Source organism: Pseudomonas sp. ASL4 (genome assembly GCF_056680395.1).
Map to the genome: position 1 here is coordinate 5,883,096 of NZ_CM155280.1, position 17,024 is coordinate 5,900,119.

General features: G+C 59.1%; 18 protein-coding genes and 1 tRNA gene. 12 read left to right on the top strand and 7 right to left on the bottom strand.

Going from position 1 to position 17,024, the window contains the following annotated elements:
• Window positions 1–182: 182 nt before the first annotated feature.
• Window positions 183–1,232: an HlyD family secretion protein gene (locus AC1MEW_RS26910; RefSeq protein ID WP_480424260.1), complete on the top strand. Its 1,050-nt coding sequence runs from the start codon at window positions 183–185 to the stop codon at window positions 1,230–1,232.
• Window positions 1,222–2,772, top strand: a complete 1,551-nt coding sequence (locus AC1MEW_RS26915; protein WP_207202562.1) for an MDR family MFS transporter — start codon at window positions 1,222–1,224, stop codon at window positions 2,770–2,772. The genes AC1MEW_RS26910 and AC1MEW_RS26915 overlap by 11 nt, the downstream gene beginning before the upstream one ends.
• Before the next feature lie 120 nt (window positions 2,773–2,892).
• On the opposite strand, the gene uvrB is transcribed toward AC1MEW_RS26915, so the two are convergent.
• Window positions 2,893–4,908: an excinuclease ABC subunit UvrB gene (uvrB, locus tag AC1MEW_RS26920; protein WP_201202258.1), complete on the bottom strand. Its 2,016-nt coding sequence runs from the start codon at window positions 4,906–4,908 to the stop codon at window positions 2,893–2,895.
• Window positions 4,909–5,260: 352 nt separating this feature from the next.
• Between uvrB and AC1MEW_RS26925 the strand changes: the two genes are divergently transcribed.
• Together AC1MEW_RS26925 and AC1MEW_RS26930 are read left to right on the top strand one after the other, a co-directional pair.
• Complete coding sequence (locus AC1MEW_RS26925) at window positions 5,261–6,457, top strand: amino acid aminotransferase (RefSeq protein WP_201202256.1); 1,197 nt, start codon at window positions 5,261–5,263, stop codon at window positions 6,455–6,457.
• A gap of 309 nt (window positions 6,458–6,766) precedes the next feature.
• Window positions 6,767–6,970 carry a hypothetical protein gene (locus AC1MEW_RS26930; RefSeq protein WP_201202254.1) on the top strand — a complete coding sequence of 68 codons (204 nt, stop codon included), beginning with the start codon at window positions 6,767–6,769 and terminating at the stop codon, window positions 6,968–6,970.
• Here the strand turns inward: AC1MEW_RS26930 and AC1MEW_RS26935 are convergent.
• The gene (locus tag AC1MEW_RS26935; protein ID WP_008007186.1) at window positions 6,967–7,197 is read right to left on the bottom strand and encodes a hypothetical protein; all 231 of its coding nucleotides are present in this window, start codon (window positions 7,195–7,197) and stop codon (window positions 6,967–6,969) included. The two genes, AC1MEW_RS26930 and AC1MEW_RS26935, sit on opposite strands and share 4 nt — an antisense overlap.
• Window positions 7,198–7,430: 233 nt before the next feature.
• Here AC1MEW_RS26935 and AC1MEW_RS26940 point away from each other — a divergent pair.
• Window positions 7,431–7,506 (top strand) — tRNA-Asn (locus tag AC1MEW_RS26940).
• Between the two features lie 61 nt (window positions 7,507–7,567).
• Here the strand turns inward: AC1MEW_RS26940 and AC1MEW_RS26945 are convergent.
• On the bottom strand, window positions 7,568–8,149 hold the full coding sequence (locus AC1MEW_RS26945; protein ID WP_480424263.1) for a hypothetical protein: 582 nt from the start codon (window positions 8,147–8,149) through the stop codon (window positions 7,568–7,570).
• Window positions 8,150–8,289: 140 nt separating this feature from the next.
• Window positions 8,290–9,807 carry a nucleobase:cation symporter-2 family protein gene (locus AC1MEW_RS26950; RefSeq protein ID WP_323570551.1) on the bottom strand — a complete coding sequence of 506 codons (1,518 nt, stop codon included), beginning with the start codon at window positions 9,805–9,807 and terminating at the stop codon, window positions 8,290–8,292.
• 255 nt (window positions 9,808–10,062) lie between these two features.
• On the opposite strand from AC1MEW_RS26950, the gene AC1MEW_RS26955 reads away from it, so the two are divergent.
• From AC1MEW_RS26955 to AC1MEW_RS26965, 3 genes are read left to right on the top strand one after another with little or no spacing between them, the layout of a single operon-like run.
• Window positions 10,063–10,344, top strand: coding sequence for a BrnT family toxin (locus AC1MEW_RS26955; RefSeq protein ID WP_201202250.1), 282 nt, complete (start codon window positions 10,063–10,065; stop codon window positions 10,342–10,344).
• Between the two features lie 2 nt (window positions 10,345–10,346).
• A complete protein-coding gene (locus AC1MEW_RS26960; RefSeq protein ID WP_480424265.1) occupies window positions 10,347–10,688 on the top strand; it encodes a BrnA antitoxin family protein in 342 nt (113 codons plus the stop codon).
• 26 nt (window positions 10,689–10,714) lie between these two features.
• Complete coding sequence (locus tag AC1MEW_RS26965; RefSeq protein WP_322267895.1) at window positions 10,715–11,167, top strand: hypothetical protein; 453 nt, start codon at window positions 10,715–10,717, stop codon at window positions 11,165–11,167.
• 82 nt (window positions 11,168–11,249) lie between these two features.
• Here the strand turns inward: AC1MEW_RS26965 and AC1MEW_RS26970 are convergent, their stop codons facing one another.
• Entirely contained in the window at window positions 11,250–12,086 is an 837-nt protein-coding gene (locus tag AC1MEW_RS26970; RefSeq protein WP_480424267.1) for an arylamine N-acetyltransferase family protein, read from the bottom strand.
• A gap of 111 nt (window positions 12,087–12,197) precedes the next feature.
• Window positions 12,198–12,992, bottom strand: a complete 795-nt coding sequence (locus AC1MEW_RS26975) for an exodeoxyribonuclease III (RefSeq protein WP_201202247.1) — start codon at window positions 12,990–12,992, stop codon at window positions 12,198–12,200.
• Between the two features lie 130 nt (window positions 12,993–13,122).
• On the opposite strand from AC1MEW_RS26975, the gene AC1MEW_RS26980 reads away from it, so the two are divergent.
• From AC1MEW_RS26980 to AC1MEW_RS26990, 3 genes are all read left to right on the top strand, one after another.
• A complete protein-coding gene (locus AC1MEW_RS26980; protein WP_480424270.1) occupies window positions 13,123–13,710 on the top strand; it encodes a GNAT family N-acetyltransferase in 588 nt (195 codons plus the stop codon).
• 115 nt (window positions 13,711–13,825) lie between these two features.
• Window positions 13,826–13,987, top strand: coding sequence for a hypothetical protein (locus AC1MEW_RS26985; RefSeq protein WP_480424272.1), 162 nt, complete (start codon window positions 13,826–13,828; stop codon window positions 13,985–13,987).
• Between the two features lie 129 nt (window positions 13,988–14,116).
• Window positions 14,117–14,416 (top strand): hypothetical protein, encoded by a 300-nt coding sequence (locus tag AC1MEW_RS26990; RefSeq protein ID WP_322267891.1) that lies wholly within the window; start codon window positions 14,117–14,119, stop codon window positions 14,414–14,416.
• Window positions 14,417–14,519: 103 nt separating this feature from the next.
• Here AC1MEW_RS26990 and AC1MEW_RS26995 read toward each other — a convergent pair whose 3' ends face one another.
• A complete protein-coding gene (locus tag AC1MEW_RS26995; RefSeq protein WP_323570553.1) occupies window positions 14,520–16,088 on the bottom strand; it encodes a sensor domain-containing diguanylate cyclase in 1,569 nt (522 codons plus the stop codon).
• A 160-nt stretch (window positions 16,089–16,248) separates the two neighbouring features.
• Here AC1MEW_RS26995 and AC1MEW_RS27000 point away from each other — a divergent pair, with 160 nt between their 5' ends.
• Window positions 16,249–16,890: an HAD family hydrolase gene (locus tag AC1MEW_RS27000; protein ID WP_201255265.1), complete on the top strand. Its 642-nt coding sequence runs from the start codon at window positions 16,249–16,251 to the stop codon at window positions 16,888–16,890.
• Window positions 16,891–17,024: the final 134 nt, after the last annotated feature.

Below are 17,024 nucleotides of genomic sequence, written 5' to 3' on the forward strand. Positions count from 1 at the left end.
GGTAACAGGCGATACCCGCCCGGCTCCAGTCAGCAGGGCATTTAAGCCAAGGTTGCGTCTACAACGCCCGTATGCCGCGGTGAATGGCCGAATATCAGCCAATGGCATTTACCGTTTATCGGCTGTATGCCAGATTCGCCTGCTGATAACTTTCCTTACACTTCTCGACTACAGTTTGCCCCATGCCTGCCCAACTCAAGCGTCGCCTGTTTATTTTTCTGTTGATTGTCCTGCTGATTGCTGGTGGCTTCTTTGCGCATTGGTTTCTCAAGGGACGCTTTTATGAAAGCACCGACAATGCCTATGTCCAGGGCGAGATCACCCGTGTCTCCAGTCAGTTGGGCGCACGCATCGATGAAGTATTAGTGCAGGACAACCAGCACGTCGAAAAGGGCCAGTTGCTGGTCAAACTCGAAGGCGATGACTTCCACCTCGCCGTCGACCGCGCCAACGCCGCCCTCGCCATGCGCGAAGCCGAGCGCGTGCAAGCCCAGAGCAAACTGACCCAGCAAGCCAGCCTGATTGCCGCCAGCGATGCGCAAGTCGCTTCCAGCCAGGCCAGCCTTGGTCGCTCGCAAATCGACCTGTCCCGCGCCCAGACCCTGCGCAAACCCGGCTATGTTTCGGAAGAACGGGTGACCACCCTCTCCGCCGACAACCACATCGCCCGCTCGCAAGTGACCAAGGCCCAGGCCGACGCGCAAAGTCAGCGCCAGCAGGTCAACGCCCTGAGCGCCGAGATCAAACGCCTCGATGCGATGATCGCCAACGCCAAAACCGACCTGGCCCAATCGCAACTGAACCTGACCCGCAGCGAAATCCACGCACCGATCAGCGGCTTGATCGGCCAGCGCGCCGCACGCAATGGCCAATATGTGCAGGCTGGCGCTTATTTGCTGTCGATCGTCCCGGATCAGGACATCTGGATTCAGGCCAACTTCAAGGAAACCCAGATCGGCCATATGCAGCCCGGCCAAAAAGCCGAGCTGACCTTCGATGCCTACGGCGATACGCCGATCCAGGCGCGGGTCGACAGCCTGTTCGCCGCTTCTGGCGCACAGTTCAGCTTGTTGCCGCCGGACAATGCCACGGGCAACTTCACCAAAGTCGTACAACGAATTCCGGTCAAATTGACCTTCGCCGCGGACAACCCGCTGCACGGCAAGATCCGCCCGGGCATGTCGGTCACCGTCAAAGTGAACATCAAAGACGCCCCTGACGATGGCCGGTGATCAACTGCTCCGCCCGGCCGGCGAGCCGACCCGGCGGGACTGGATTGCGGTGATGAGCGTGATGCTCGGCGCCTTCATGGCCGTGCTCGACATCCAGATCACCAACTCATCGCTCAAGGACATTCAAGGCGCGCTGTCGGCGACCCTGGAGGAAGGCTCGTGGATTTCCACCTCCTACCTGGTGGCGGAAATCATCATGATCCCGCTGACCGCATGGCTGGTGCAGTTGCTCTCGGCGCGACGGTTGGCGGTGTGGGTGTCGCTCGGATTTCTCGGCGCTTCCTTGCTTTGCTCGATGGCCTGGAGCCTGGAGAGCATGATCGTGTTCCGCGCCTTGCAGGGCTTCACCGGCGGCGCGCTGATCCCGCTGGCGTTCACCCTGACGCTGATCAAACTCCCGGAACACCACCGCGCCAAAGGCATGGCGATGTTTGCCATGACCGCCACTTTTGCGCCCTCCATCGGCCCGACTATCGGTGGCTGGCTGACGGAAAACTGGGGCTGGCAGTACATCTTCTACATCAACATCCCACCAGGCCTGATCATGATCGCCGGCCTGATGTATGGCCTGGAGAAGAAGGAATCCCACTGGGAACTGCTTAAAAGCACCGACTATATGGGCATCCTCACCCTCGGCGTCGGGCTGGGCTGTTTGCAGGTATTTCTGGAGGAAGGCCACCGCAAGGACTGGCTGGAATCGAGCCTGATCGTGACTCTGGGCAGCATCGCGCTGTTCAGCCTGATCACCTTTGTCATCGTGCAATTTTCCAAGCCCAACCCGCTGATCAACCTGCGCATCCTGGGCAATCGCAACTTTGGTTTATCGAGTATTTCCAGCCTGGGAATGGGGGTCGGGTTGTACGGCTCGATTTATCTATTGCCGCTGTACCTGGCGCAGATCCAGAACTACAACGCCCTGCAGATCGGCGAAGTGATCATGTGGATGGGCGTGCCGCAGTTGTTCCTGATTCCGCTGGTACCGAAGCTGATGAAGTTCATCTCGCCGAAGTGGCTGTGCACGCTCGGTTTCGGGCTGTTCGGGCTGGCGAGTTTTTCATCAGGCGTGCTGAACCCGGACTTTGCCGGGCCGCAGTTCAATCAGATCCAGATCATCCGCGCACTGGGCCAGCCGCTGATCATGGTGACCATCTCGTTGATCGCCACGGCGTACATCCTGCCCCAGGACGCGGGGTCGGCGTCGAGCCTGTTCAACATCCTGCGTAACCTCGGCGGCGCGATTGGCATCGCCCTCCTCGCGACCTTGCTGGATGCGCGGACCAAGACCTACTTTGATTATTTGCGCGAGTCGATTGTGCCGAGCAACCCGCAGGTCGCCGAGCGTATGGCATCGATGGCAGACCGGTTTGGCAGCGACACGGCGGCGCTGGGCAAGATGAGCGAAATCGTGCACCAGCAAGCGTCGATCATGGCCTACAACGATGCGTTTCACTTTGTCGGGATTGCGCTGGGGATCAGCATGCTTGCGGTGTTGCTGACCAAGGCGTTGCCGGCGGGGTTGAAGGCTGGTGAGGCGCACTAGCATATTGTTGAGGTGTTCTTTCGAACGCCTTCGCGGGCAAGCCTCGCTCCTACAGGGTTCAATGTGATCCTGTAGGAGCGAGGCTTGCCCGCGAAGAGGCCATAACTAACGTCGCAAATATCAGACGGCGATCAACCGATCCCGCAGCTTGCCAATCTCGTCGCGCATCTGCGCCGCCGCTTCGAATTCCAGATCGCGGGCGAGCTGGTACATCTTCTCTTCCAGCGCCTTGATGCGCTTGGCGATCTCGCCCGGCGAACGCAATTCCGCTTCGTACTTGGCGCTTTCCTCAGCAGCCTTGGCCATGCCTTTGCGCTTCTTGCTGCGCGAGCCTGGTACGACGGCGCCTTCCATGATGTCGGCGACGTCCTTGAACACGCCTTTGGGCGTGATGCCGTTGGCGAGGTTGAAGGCAATTTGCTTGTCGCGTCGGCGCTCGGTCTCGCCGATTGCCCGTTCCATCGAACCGGTAATCCGGTCGGCGTACAGAATCGCCCGACCATTGAGGTTGCGCGCCGCCCGGCCAATGGTCTGGATCAGCGAGCGCTCGGAACGCAGGAAGCCTTCCTTGTCGGCATCGAGAATCGCCACCAGCGACACTTCCGGCATGTCCAGGCCTTCACGCAGCAAGTTGATCCCGACCAGCACGTCGAAGGTGCCAAGGCGCAAGTCGCGGATGATTTCGACCCGTTCGACGGTGTCGATGTCCGAGTGCAGGTAGCGCACTCGCACGCCGTGGTCGGCCAGGTAATCGGTCAAGTCTTCGGACATGCGCTTGGTCAGCGTGGTGACCAGCACCCGCTCTTCCAGAGCCACGCGCTTGCCGATTTCCGAGAGCAAATCGTCGACCTGGGTCAGCGCCGGACGGATTTCGATTTGCGGGTCCACCAGACCCGTCGGGCGCACTAGTTGCTCGACCACGCGACCGGCATGTTCGGCCTCGTAGTTACCCGGCGTCGCCGAGACGAAAATCGTCTGCGGGCTGATGTTTTCGAATTCATCGAAACGCATCGGCCGGTTATCCAGCGCTGACGGCAGGCGGAAACCATATTCCACCAGTGTCTCTTTACGGGAGCGGTCGCCCTTATACATGGCGCCGACCTGCGGCACGCTGACGTGAGATTCGTCGATCACCAGCAAGGCGTCGGCCGGCAGGTAGTCGAACAAGGTCGGCGGCGCCTCGCCGGAGGCACGGCCCGACAGGTAGCGCGAGTAGTTTTCGATGCCGTTGCAGTAACCCAGCTCGAGAATCATCTCCAGGTCAAAACGGGTGCGCTGCTCGAGGCGCTGAGCCTCCACCAATTTGTTGTTGCTGCGCAGGTAGTCCAGACGCTCTTGAAGCTCGACCTTGATCCCTTCGATGGCGCCGAGCAGGGTTTCCCGTGGCGTCACGTAGTGGCTTTTCGGGTAGAAGGTGAAACGCGGCAACTGGCGGGTGACTTCGCCGGTCAACGGGTCGAAGGCGGAAATCTTTTCGACTTCATCGTCGAACAACTCAATGCGGATCGCTTCAAAGTCGGATTCCGCCGGGTGGATGTCGATCACATCACCGCGCACCCGGAAGGTCGCCCGGGCGAAATCCATGTCATTGCGGGTGTATTGCAGGTCCGCCAGACGACGCAGCAACGCACGCTGATCGAGCTTATCGCCACGATCCACGTGCAACACCATTTTCAGATAGGTTTCCGGGCTGCCCAGACCGTAGATGCACGACACCGTGGTGACGATGATCGCGTCCTTGCGCTCCAACAGCGCTTTGGTCGCCGAGAGCCGCATTTGCTCGATGTGGTCGTTGATCGAGGCATCCTTCTCGATGAAGGTGTCCGACGACGGCACGTAGGCTTCGGGCTGGTAGTAGTCGTAGTAGGAAACGAAGTACTCGACGGCGTTGTTCGGGAAGAACGCCTTGAACTCGCCGTACAACTGCGCGGCCAGGGTTTTGTTCGGCGCCAGCACCAGGGTCGGCCGCTGCACCTGGGCGATCACGTTGGCGATGCTGAAGGTCTTGCCCGAGCCGGTCACACCGAGCAACGTCTGGTGCGCCAGCCCGGCCTCGATGCCCTCGACCATCAGGCGGATGGCTTCCGGCTGATCGCCGGCAGGCTCGAAGCGGGTGACTAGCTGGAATTCAGACATGAAGTACCTCTGGGTTCTCGGAGCAGGGTTTCGCGCCAGCCCGGTCAAACCGACAGGAGCGAGAAAGGCCGCAAACGACTCACGTCGCCCGAGGAAAAAACTGGATTGTGCTCAATGTGGAGCCGATTGCCCTCGCTTTCAAGGCAAACGTCCTACATCCCTCGAAGTCTTTGACGATGCCATTCGACTAACGGTCGAAAAATAATCGAAAAAACTTAACCAAAAAGCCGAATCGTCTGTCGCCAGCAATCGCAGATGGCCTCTATACTAGCTCCCCGTTTGTGCACCGCTCTAGTGCATTCGGCTGGAGCGCGACACGTCCCTCCACACTCCATTCAGAGCCGCCGCAAAAATGAGCCTGTTCTCCGCTGTCGAAATGGCACCACGCGATCCAATCCTGGGCCTCAACGAAGCATTCAACGCCGATTCCCGAACCGACAAGGTCAACTTGGGGGTCGGTGTTTATTGCAACGAGGAGGGGCGAATTCCACTCCTGCGCGCCGTTGTCGAAGCCGAGACGATTCGCGCCGCTCAACACGCTTCCCGTGGCTACTTGCCAATCGACGGCATCGCGGCCTACGACCAGGCTGTGCAGAAACTGCTGTTTGGCAATGACTCGCCACTGATCGCTGCCGGCCGTGTCATCACCACCCAAGCCGTTGGCGGCACGGGCGCACTGAAAATCGGTGCCGACTTCCTCAAACAACTGCTGCCGAACGCCGTTGTGGCAATCAGCGACCCGAGCTGGGAAAACCACCGCGCGCTGTTCGAAACCGCCGGTTTCCCGGTGCAGAACTACCGCTACTACGACGCCGCGACCCATGACGTTAACCGTACCGGCCTGCTCGAAGACCTGAACGCCCTGCCGTCCGGCTCGATCATTGTGTTGCACGCTTGCTGCCACAACCCGACCGGCGTTGACCTGAGCCCCGCCGACTGGAACAACGTTCTGGACGTGGTGAAAGCCAAAGGTCACGTGCCGTTCCTCGACATGGCCTACCAGGGCTTTGGCGATGGCATCCACGAAGACGCCGCCGCTGTGCGCCTGTTCGCTGAGTCGGGCCTGACCTTCTTCGTGTCCAGCTCGTTCTCCAAATCGTTCTCGCTGTACGGCGAGCGCGTTGGCGCCCTGTCGATCGTCAGCGAATCGAAAGAAGAAAGCGCGCGCGTGCTGTCGCAAGTCAAACGCGTGATCCGCACCAACTACTCCAACCCGCCGACCCACGGTGCAAGCATCGTCGCCGCTGTGCTGAACAGCCCGGAACTGCGCGCGCAGTGGGAAGAGGAACTGGCCGAAATGCGCCTGCGGATTCGCGGCATGCGCATCCAGATGGTTGAGCAACTGGCGAAGCAAGCTCCGCAGCGCGATTTCAGCTTTGTCGGTCGTCAACGCGGCATGTTTTCCTACTCCGGCCTGACGGTTGAGCAAGTCACCCGCCTGCGCAACGAGTTCGGCATCTACGCTCTGGACACCGGCCGCATCTGCGTGGCCGCGCTGAACCAGAACAATATCGACGTGGTGACGAAGTCCATCGTTGCGGTGATCTGAGTCTCACGCGGTACGAAAAACGGGAAGCCCTTGGGCTTCCCGTTTTTTATTTGTGTCAGAAAATTCTCAACCCGGCGACCGAGCGCTCTAAACTGCACACAGATCAAATGTGGGAGCGAGCTTGTGTGGTGAGGGGGCTTGCCCCCGTTGGGTCGCGAAGCGGCCCCAAAACCTGCAACAGTGGAGTATCAGGTACTCCGCATGCCATGGTTTACGACTGCTTCGCAGCCGAACGGGGGCAAGCCCCCTCGCCACACAAACCCGCTCCCACAGGTTTTGTGTACACCCTGGAATTCTACGAGAACCCACATGAAAAACGATGACCTACGCGCTGACCGGGACGAACTGGACCACTTCGTGCCCCGCACCACCCCGGCCAAACGCGGTAACAGCCTGGTGCTGCAAGTGGCTGCCGGTGTGTTTCTCGGCGGCCTGGCCTTATGGCTGGTGCAATTGGGCGCAACGATGCTGTATGCCAAGCTGATGCTCGGCACCTTCACCTTCGGCGGTTAGGCCAGTTCGGTCGCGCGCTGGCTGGCGGCGTCGTCATAGGCCACGTAAAGCGACTCAGCGACCTGGCTTTTGATGGCCTTGGTGCTTTCCAGGCCAAGGACGAACCCTTCAGCCTTGCCACCGGCGCGGTTCAATTCGTCGGCGGTGCTGGCCTGAGTGATGGCGTCGAACAGTTTCTCGGCGTGCGGGCCAACCCCTTTGGGCAGGCTGATCTGAGCGATGCTCATGCGAACACCTCATTAAGTCGAGGTGCTGTGAAGAATGCGGGATGGTTCATGGCGCTTACCTTTTCGGCGAATGGCCGGCAGCGCGTGTAAACACTTCCGGGCGGCTATGGTAGACCTCTGCTACGGTTCTGGTAACCGCCAATGGCCGATAAACCACCGTTCGTGCCATTGAATCGGTCAAGTTACCAATGGGCGCTTGACTTCTCTTTTTGAATCAGTAACATACACGCCATTCCGCGATAGCTCAGTTGGTAGAGCAAGTGACTGTTAATCACTGGGTCCCTGGTTCGAGTCCAGGTCGTGGAGCCAGACAGAAGTACCGAAAAGCCCCTGGATCGAAAGATCCAGGGGCTTTTTTGTGAGCGACGTTTCAGGGCCAGTGCGGATTGTCGACGGTTAACCGGACAAGCTTCTTGCGGCTGCGAGAAAAAACAAACGTGCAGGTCACCGTCCAGGGCGGTTGCAGGTCGGCCGCCAAACGGTCCATCTCCACTGGCTTCATGCTCAGGTGACACACCCCGCGCGCTTCGATGCTCACGCCCGGCGCCATCGCATAAGGCAGTATCGTTCCTTCCCGCAAGCCGACCGGCCCGGCACCGAAAATAGCCTTGGCGGTATGAAGTAGCTCTCGGCCTTTGCTCACTTCAAGCAGCACATCCTCCAACAGCTCATCCCTCTCCCCGGTATTGGTGACCCGGGCATTGACGGAAAATGACCACAACGCATTGGTCACTCCAAGCTGCTCAGCATCAGCGGACATCCAGACTTCCAATACTTTGCACTGCGCCTTGCCCTTCCCCGGCGCCCACAACGCCATCACCGTGGCTGGCACCGCGAGTACTAAAATCACCGCCGTCGCATCGCTTAACGACCAGTTCATAATCCCCATGACGGCCGGAATCATCAGGACCAACGCCACGCCGAGGATCAGGCTCAGCCATATTCGGTTCATGGGTTCATTCGCTCAGGTTGAGAAAACAATGCACTCCCGAAGCATTAGCGTAGTGAAGTTCCGGCAATCGCGGCGGCGCCATGCAAAAAGGGCAGAGAGGATTCGATCCGCTCTGCCCTTCCGGTTACAGCCAGTGGCTGTCAGACATGTTCACTGCTTTTTGCATGAACCGCTCGATGCTCGCTCGACTCATGGGCGGCTTCCACCACCGGAATCTCCTTGCCGTCGCAGTCATGCAGCTTGCCTTCGCTGAAGTAATCCCCCTCGCGCAACGCCGCCAGATCCTGGTAGCGCAGGACACGTTCGGTGCCGGCCGCGAACACCGACTGCTGATCCGAGTTGCCGGTGGTGAAGTGGTTGAAGGTCAGGTTCAGCACAATGGCCATGATCGCCGACGAACTGATGCCCGAATGGAAGATCGTCGCAAACCAGCTCGGGAAGTGATCGTAGAAGTTCGGTGCGGCGATGGGGATCATGCCGAAGCCGATTGAGGTGGCGACGATGATCAGGTTGACGTTGTTGCGGTAGTCGACCTTGGACAGCGTACGAATGCCGCTGGCGGCCACGGTGCCGAACAACACGATACCGGCGCCGCCGAGTACCGAGGTCGGCACGGCGGCGATGACCCGGCCCATGAACGGCAACAGGCCGAGGATCACCAGGAACACACCGCCAGTGGCCACCACGAAGCGGCTCTTGATGCCGGTCACCGCCACCAGGCCAACGTTCTGGGCGAACGCACTCTGGGTGAAGGAACCGAAGATCGGCGCGATCATGCTCGACAACATGTCGGCGCGCAGGCCATTGCCCAGACGTTTGGAGTCAACCTTGGTGCCGATGATTTCGCCCACGGCGAGGATGTCGGCGGAGGTTTCAACCAGGGTCACCATGATCACGATGCACATCGACAGGATCGCGGCAAAGTGGAAGGTCGGCATGCCGAAGTGGAACGGCGCCGGAAAGCCAAACATCGGGCCTTGGGCGACGGACGAGAAGTCAGCCATGCCGAGAAATACGGCGATCACGGTGCCGATGACCATGGCCAACAGGATCGACAATCGGGAGATGGTCGCGCTACCGATTTTACTCAGCAGCAATACCAGCACCAGTGTCACCGCCGCCAGACCGATATTTGCCATGCTGCCGAAGTCCGGCGCATGACTGTTGCCGCCCATGGCCCAGCGGGCGGCCACCGGCATCAGCGTCAGGCCGATGGTGGTGATGACGATGCCGGTGACCAGCGGCGGGAAGAACTTGGTAATTCGCGAGAACACCGGCGTGATCAGTAAACCGATCAACGACGCGGCAACGACCGCCCCGAGAATCGACTGAAAACCACCCTCCCCGCCACTGCTGACAATCGCCACCATGGTCGCGACGCCGGAGAACGACACGCCCTGAACCAGCGGCAACTGACAACCGAAAAACGGTAACCCGAGGGTCTGCAGCAACGTCGCCAAGCCCCCCGCAAACAAAGATGCAGCAATCAACAAACCGATGTCCGCCGGCGAGAGCCCGGCGGCCTGGCCAATGATCAATGGCACCGCAACGATGCCGCCGTACATGGTCAGAACGTGTTGCAGGCCGTAAGCCATATTCGCGCCGATCCCAAGGTTTTCATCCTCAGGCCGTTGGTGTGAAACATGGGGCGTTTTCATGGTTGGGGGGTTCCCTGGTTTTTGTTATGCGCACACTGTATGCAAGACTCAGGACAAATGTCTATAGAGTTGTATACAACTCATCAGTCAGATTATGGACATCTATCCATTTTGATCAATGCGCGGTGCGCCTGACGCACCAAAAACCTTGCAATACATCCAGCACAGCACACATCCCTTCTCCCGCTAGTCTTTTGTCTTCATGGCGACCGCCGGCACGGATGCCCTCTTTTTTATACATATAAAGTATGCATAATTAAGCCATTCGAAATTCAGTACGACAAGGCAAAGAACGCGGCCAACAAACTCAAGCATCGAGGCGTCAGCCTTGCGGATACCGAGTCGGTATTCGATGACGAGAGAGCCCTGACGCTGCCGGACTGCGATCACGATGAGCAGCGCTGGATCATCCTGGGGCAGGATGCGAAAGGTCGTTTGCTGGTGGTTGCCTACACTTGGCGCGACCCGAATTTCGTTCGAATTATTTCCGCGCGCATCGCCACCAAAAACGAGCGCCGTCAGTACAAGGAGGCATGACCATGAAAGACGAGTACGACTTCAGTAACGCCAAGCGCGGGGCGGCTGCCTCCAGCAAAGGAAAAACACGCATTACCATCATGCTCGATGATGCCGTGATCGAAGCGGCTCGCTCCCTCGCGGAGAACGAGGGGTTTGGTTATCAGACAGTGATCAACAACACGTTGCGACAGGCCTTGCTCAGCGAGAAGGGGCACGTCGCGAAGGCCGATCAATACAGTGGCGCAAACGCAGCCCATCTAAAAAAAGGCGTAACGACCACCAACCTGAAAAGCCTCGAGAAAAAACTCGCAGAGGCCCTAAGCGAAATCCATCGGGTGATGGCGCCGGATGTTCGGCCATAGTCAGTAACCGGCGCTGAGTTACGACTATGAAAGCGATTGAGCGATTCGCACTGGTACAGCATCACGGCCCCTATGAAAACTGGCCGGAGAAAAACCCCGTCATTATCGATGGCTGCGCATCTTCGTTGGCGATCTCCGGCTTCAATCTATTGCGCCAGTACGAAACCGCAGCCGGTTATCTGCTGGTGACTGACTTCGACTGCCCCTACGAAGAGGCCGTTTGTTTTGTACTGGTCAGCCAGGACCTCAAAACGGTGTTGAGCGAACGTACTATCTACCAAATGTACAGCTCGTTCTGGCTCGAGGAGGTGATCTGGCTGGACGCAGCAAACTTCTACGCCACCATCGACGGCTTGGCCGACTACCGGTTTTATTTCACCATTCGCCGATTTGGCATTCCTTGGATCTATCCACGACTGGGGCTCGCTTGCAGGCGCTTGAATGTTAACAACGGGCTGTGGAGGCGCGACATTCGTTAAAAAGTGGCCCAAGCAACAATTTGGCCTGCGACGACCTGAACAAGGAAGGCAAACCGGATAGGCCTGCCTTCCGCCTGATCAGTCAAACCTGCTCTTTAGGCTCAATCAAACGCTCGATCACCTGCCTCAGATGAACATTCGGCGGCACCCGAATCCCAAACTCACTTTCCAGCACCCCGATCACCTCATCCACATCCCTCACCTCACGCCGTTCGCTCTCGCTGCCAATCCGGTGAATGGTGAAACTGCCGTCGCTCAATGTCCGCCGCCACCCCTCCCCGGTGAGCGACACCATCAAACGCTTATTAAACGGCGAATCTGGATGGGTCGAGACGTACCAGTTGCCGAGGGTGTAATCGATGCCTTCCTGGCGTTGCAGGTCGAAGACGTACATCGCCCGCCACTCACCGGCAACGTTGGCGCGCAGCGTGTAGCCGTCCTCATGCTGTTCGATGCGATACGTCTCGTGGGGCGTGAGCTGTTCGTCGAGGGTGTCGAGCATCAGCGGCGCGGTGGGCACCATGCCGCCGAAGCCGACGTCGCTGATGTAGCGTACGCCGTCCAGGGTCACCAGGCTCAAGCGGTGGGTGCGCGCCGTCCACGTGCCTTCGGGCTGGCCGAGTACTACGCGACCGCTGATACCGCGAACGTTAAAACCCAAGTCCTGCAGCAAGGCCAGGAACAAGCTGTTCAGTTCGTAGCAGTAACCACCGCGCCCCTGATGCAGGACTTTTTGCTCGACCGAAGGCAAATCGATCAGTACCGGCTCGCCCGATAACGTGGTGAGGTTCTCGAACGGGAAAGCACCGGTGTGGCGCAGTTGAAGTTGACGCAGGGTTTCCAGGGTTGGCGCAGGGGTAGCGCTGAAACCCAAGCGTTGCAAATATAGGTTCAGATACGTCAGGCGTGGCTCACTCATTGCTCGGTCCTTATGCACGGTGCCGCGGATCACTCCGCCGATGGGCGCCATATATAAGGGATAAAGCACTTTGTCCGACAATTGATTTCGCCAATCGCCGTCCACAAAAAATCAACGCCGCTTGCGCGCCCCCAGCCGAATCCACGTCGGCGCGTGGTCGCTGGCATGGGGCTCGTTGCGCACCCAGGCATCGACGCCAGCCTCTTGCAGGTACGGACTCAGCGCCGGGTTGAGCAGCAGATGATCAATGCGCAAGCCGGAGTTTGTCTGCCAGTGCTGACGGAAGTAATCCCAGAACGTATAGAGACGATCCTCGGGATAAAGATGACGCAGGGAATCGGTCCAGCCCTGATCCAGCAGTCGCTGATAACACTCGCGACTCTCGGGTTGCAGCAGCGCGTCCTTGAGCCAGGAGCGTGTGTTGTAGATGTCCAGGTCAGTGGGCACCACGTTGTAGTCGCCGGCCAGCACCACCGGATGCTCGCTGCCCTGAAGCGCCTGTGCATAACTGATCAGGCGTTCGAACCACGCCAGTTTGTAATCGAACTTCGGCCCCGGCTGCGGGTTGCCATTGGGCAAGTACAGGCACCCCACCAGCACCCCGTGAACCGCCGCTTCGAGGTAGCGACTCTGGGTGTCGCTTTCGTCTCCCGGCAGGCCGCGCCGACTCTCCAGCGGCTGCGCATCCCGGGCCAGGATCGCCACGCCATTCCACGAGGACTGGCCGTGCCAGATCGCACCGTACCCGGCCGCTTCCAGCTCCGCGGCGGGGAAAGCACTGTCGACTGATTTGAGCTCTTGCAAGCAGACGATGTCGGGTTGTTCTCGCGTCAGCCAGGCCAGCAGGCTTGGCAACCGCGCACGCAAGCCGTTGACGTTGAACGTCGCGATTCGCAAATTTTTCATCGACCAAAGCTCCGGGTAGCGAGGTGCCTAGTGTGTGACATCGACCCGTTCAGGTGGTTGCGCCGACGAAGCAATGTACGGCGTAATAAGTGCCCAGCGCCCTGCCCGATCTGCCGAGAACATCGACCTCATGGAAACACTCCTGGAAGGCAACCGAATCATCCTGCGCCCGCTTCAATACACCGATGCCGAAGCGCTGGTGCGCGCCGCCGCAGATGGCGAACTGTGGAACCTGACAGTCACCATCGTGCCCTCCTCGACCACCGTCGACAGCTACCTCAAAAAAGCCCTCGACGGACGCGACGCCGGCAGCGTCCTGCCGTTCGTCATTGTGCTCAAGGACACGGGCAAGGTCATCGGCTCGACACGCTTCTGGAAAGTCGACCGGCTCAACCGCAAGCTCGAAATCGGCAGTAGCTGGATCGGCGCCAGTTGGCAGAAAACCTTCGTCAACACCGAAGCCAAGTACCTGATGCTGCGCCATGCCTTCGAAGTGCTCGATTGCGTTCGGGTGCAATTCACCACCGACGAAAACAACCAGAAATCCCGCAACGCGATCCTCAGGCTGGGCGCACAACAGGAAGGCATCGTGCGCCACGAGCGGATCATGCCGGACGGACGCAAACGCAACTCGGTGCGGTTCAGCATCATTGATGATGAGTGGCCACTGGTTAGGCAGAATCTGGAAAAGAAACTGGCTGAATACGAGCCCCGTTAACACACGATCTACTGTGGGAGCGGGCTTGCTCGCGAAAGCGGTGTGTCAGTTACAGCAATGCTGGATGTGCCGACGCTTTCGCGAGCAAGCCCGCCCCCACAGTGGAAATTTGCCAATGCTTAAATCCTGGAACGAAAAGGAAATCGTCACCATGCCCCTCCACTATCGCTTGGGCCAACCCGCTGACGCCTTGTGCATCAGCGGCCTCGCCACTCAAGTGTTCCTCGACACTTACGCCACCAGCGCCAACCGCACGACGCACGACGCACGACCGTAGAAGAGGCGATCTGCCTTTTACGTGCAGCGTTCCGTTGACGGTCGGGCCTACCACTCGTCACGCAAACGGCACAAACCGGACCGCGAGTCACACCAACATCATGTAATGCCTCATTTCTGGAGACGAACCATGATGAATACCAAAATCACCGCGTTGTTGCTGGCCGGAGTGCTGTCAGCAGCGTCCGTAACCACGTTCGCGGCATCCAACGATTCCAGTGGCACCTCGTCAGGCGCTAGCAGCAGCGCGACAACGTCGCCCAATAAAACCAACACCCCGAGCTCCCCCACCGGCGGTAACACGTCGGACAATGACAGCCCGGCCACTGGCAGTAACGGTGGCGCCAGCGGTTCGGGAGCCGGCACCACTGGCGGAACGGAGCCTGCTGACGGCGGAACCAGCGCTGCCGGGAACGGTAAAGGCAGTTGAACGCATCAACGCAGGCCATGACATCAGTCATGGTCTGTCGACTGCTGTAAACACATGATTGGGTCAGGCACGCCCCTTGGGCGCTATCAGCCGATTGATTGATTCACCGGTCCGAACGCATCAACGCCTCGACGCCGCCCTCCATCGACAATACCGCTGATCGGTTTCGTCCCGAGTGCTTGGCCTGATACAAAGCAGCGTCCGCCCGTTGGATGAATACTTCGATACTGTCGCGCCCAGTCGGCACAAACGAATAGCAACCCAGGCTGACCGTCACGTAACCGGTGGGTGAGCCGCTGTGGGTGATGTTCTTGTCCATGACGCTGCGGCGGATCTGCTCGGCAATCGCCATCGCACCGTGAATGTCGGTGTCGGGCAGCAACGCCGCGAACTCTTCGCCACCGTAGCGCACCGCCAGATCAGCCTTGCGATGGCAGCAACTCTTGAGCGCTCGCGCCACTTCGGCCAGGCAGTGATCTCCGGCCACGTGGCCGTAGGTATCGTTGTAACGCTTGAAGAAATCGATATCGAGCATCACCAGGCTCAGCGGGCTTCCCTGTCGGGCGCCACGGCCGAATTCGATCTCCAGCGCCCGTTCGAACAGACGCCGGTTTGCCAGGCCGGTCAGGCTGTCATGGGTCGCGATCAGTTCCAGCGCTTCCTGGGCCTTGCGCAGGTCAGCTTCTATCCGCCCCCCGTCGCGCACTTGATGAATGAACACCCAGCCGAACAGCCCCACGCCCAATACCACCAAGGCCACAATGACGCTGGATTGAAACGCGGTGGCGTACCACTCCTTGAGAATCGCGTCCCTGGAGGATGCCGCCGACACCACCAGCGGATAACTCTCCAACTGTCGGTAGCCATACAAGCGAACCGTGTCGTCGACCACTGAGCTGATCATCGCGTTGCCAGAGGTGGCGACGGGCAGATGCTTCTGGAAAATCGCCCCTTGGGCCAACGAGGTGCCGATTTGCGCTTCAACAAACGGTCGGCGCGCCAGTAACGTGCCGTCCGTGAGCGCCAAAAACATTGCCCCGTGGTCATCAATGCTGAAGCTTTTGAAGAACTGATCGAAGTACGACATCTTGATGCCGGCCAGCAACACGCCCTCGAAGTTGCCGTCCTTGTCGTTGATGCGCTTGGTCACCGGAATGATCCACTCGCCGTTCTCGCGACTGCGAATCGCCGGCCCGATGTGCGCCAGGGACGAGACGTTTTGCTGGTGGTATTTGAAGTATTCGCGATCCATTACACCGGAGCCCCGGGGCAAATCCTGAAACGAGGTCACGACCCACTGACCTTGTTTGTCGAACAGGAAAATCCCGTGCAACTGGTGCAACGCCTGCACCCGTCGGGCGAAGGTTTTTTGCAAACGCGGCTTTTGTTCACCATCGAAACCATCTGCCTGAATCCAGTCCACAAGACTGGTCAGCACCAGATCGGCCTTGGTAAACGTGTCTTCAGCCTGCTGCGCCATCGCCCGGGTAAGGTTAGATGATGCGATTTGCGCCAGGGCCAGGTCATGACGGCGTGACTGCTCCAGTTGCAAGTACAGCAAGCCGCACAGGCATAGGCACACCGCCGCAATAAACAGCGCCGCAGCCTTGAGCAGAGGCAGGCGTTTCAGGGCACCAGGAGCGTGGTGCAAGTCATGAATGGGGATCGGCAAAAGTGCTTCCTGGAGGGCACGGCGTGGGCGAAAGGCCCAAAGCCCTTATTTTTTGTGAGCTTAGTCTACGGGGGCGTCAGGGGCCAATGGGAAAACCATCTCTGCTAGGATCACAGGCCTCAAACCCTGTCCCGACAAGTTTGCCCAAGGAGGAAAAAACATGACTGCCCACCCTCACCCAACCACCATCAATACCGCCGTTTTCGATCTCGGTAATGTACTTATCCGCTGGAACCCCAGAAACCTTTACAAAAAGTTGTTCGGAGATGACGTCGAGGCCATGGAAACCTTCCTGGCAGAGGTTTGCCACACCGCCTGGAACGAACAACAAGACCAGGGCCGGACCTGGCAGGAAGCGATTGAGGAAGCCATCGCCCGGCATCCGGACCAGGAAGCGCTGATCCGCGCCTACCGCGAACGCTGGGAAGAAATGCTCGGCGGCGCCATCGAAGACACCGTAGCGATCCTTGATGAACTGCACGCCAACGGCATTCGGCTGCTGGCGCTGACCAACTGGTCCGCCGAAACCTTCCCGATTGCCCTTGAGCGTTTCGAGTTTTTGCAGCGATTCGAGGGGATTCTGGTGTCGGGCGTCGAGGGCGTGATCAAGCCTTCACCGGAGATCTTCCAGTTGCTGGCGTCACGCTACGACGTGGATAGTACTCGGGCGGTGTTCATTGATGATCACCGGCCAAACATTGAAGGGGCGCAGCGCGAAGGATTTCACGCGGTGCAGTTCTTCGACGCGGCGCAGTTGCGCAAGGATTTGGTGGCGCTGGGATTGCCGCTTCAAGCAGGCTGAAATTGGAGGATGCCCATTCGCGAGCAGGCTCACTCCCACACTGGATCTGTGTCGTGCACAAAATCTGTGCTCACTGAAGATCAATTGTGGGAGCGAGCCTGCTCGCGATGACGGTTTCACATTCAACACGTGTG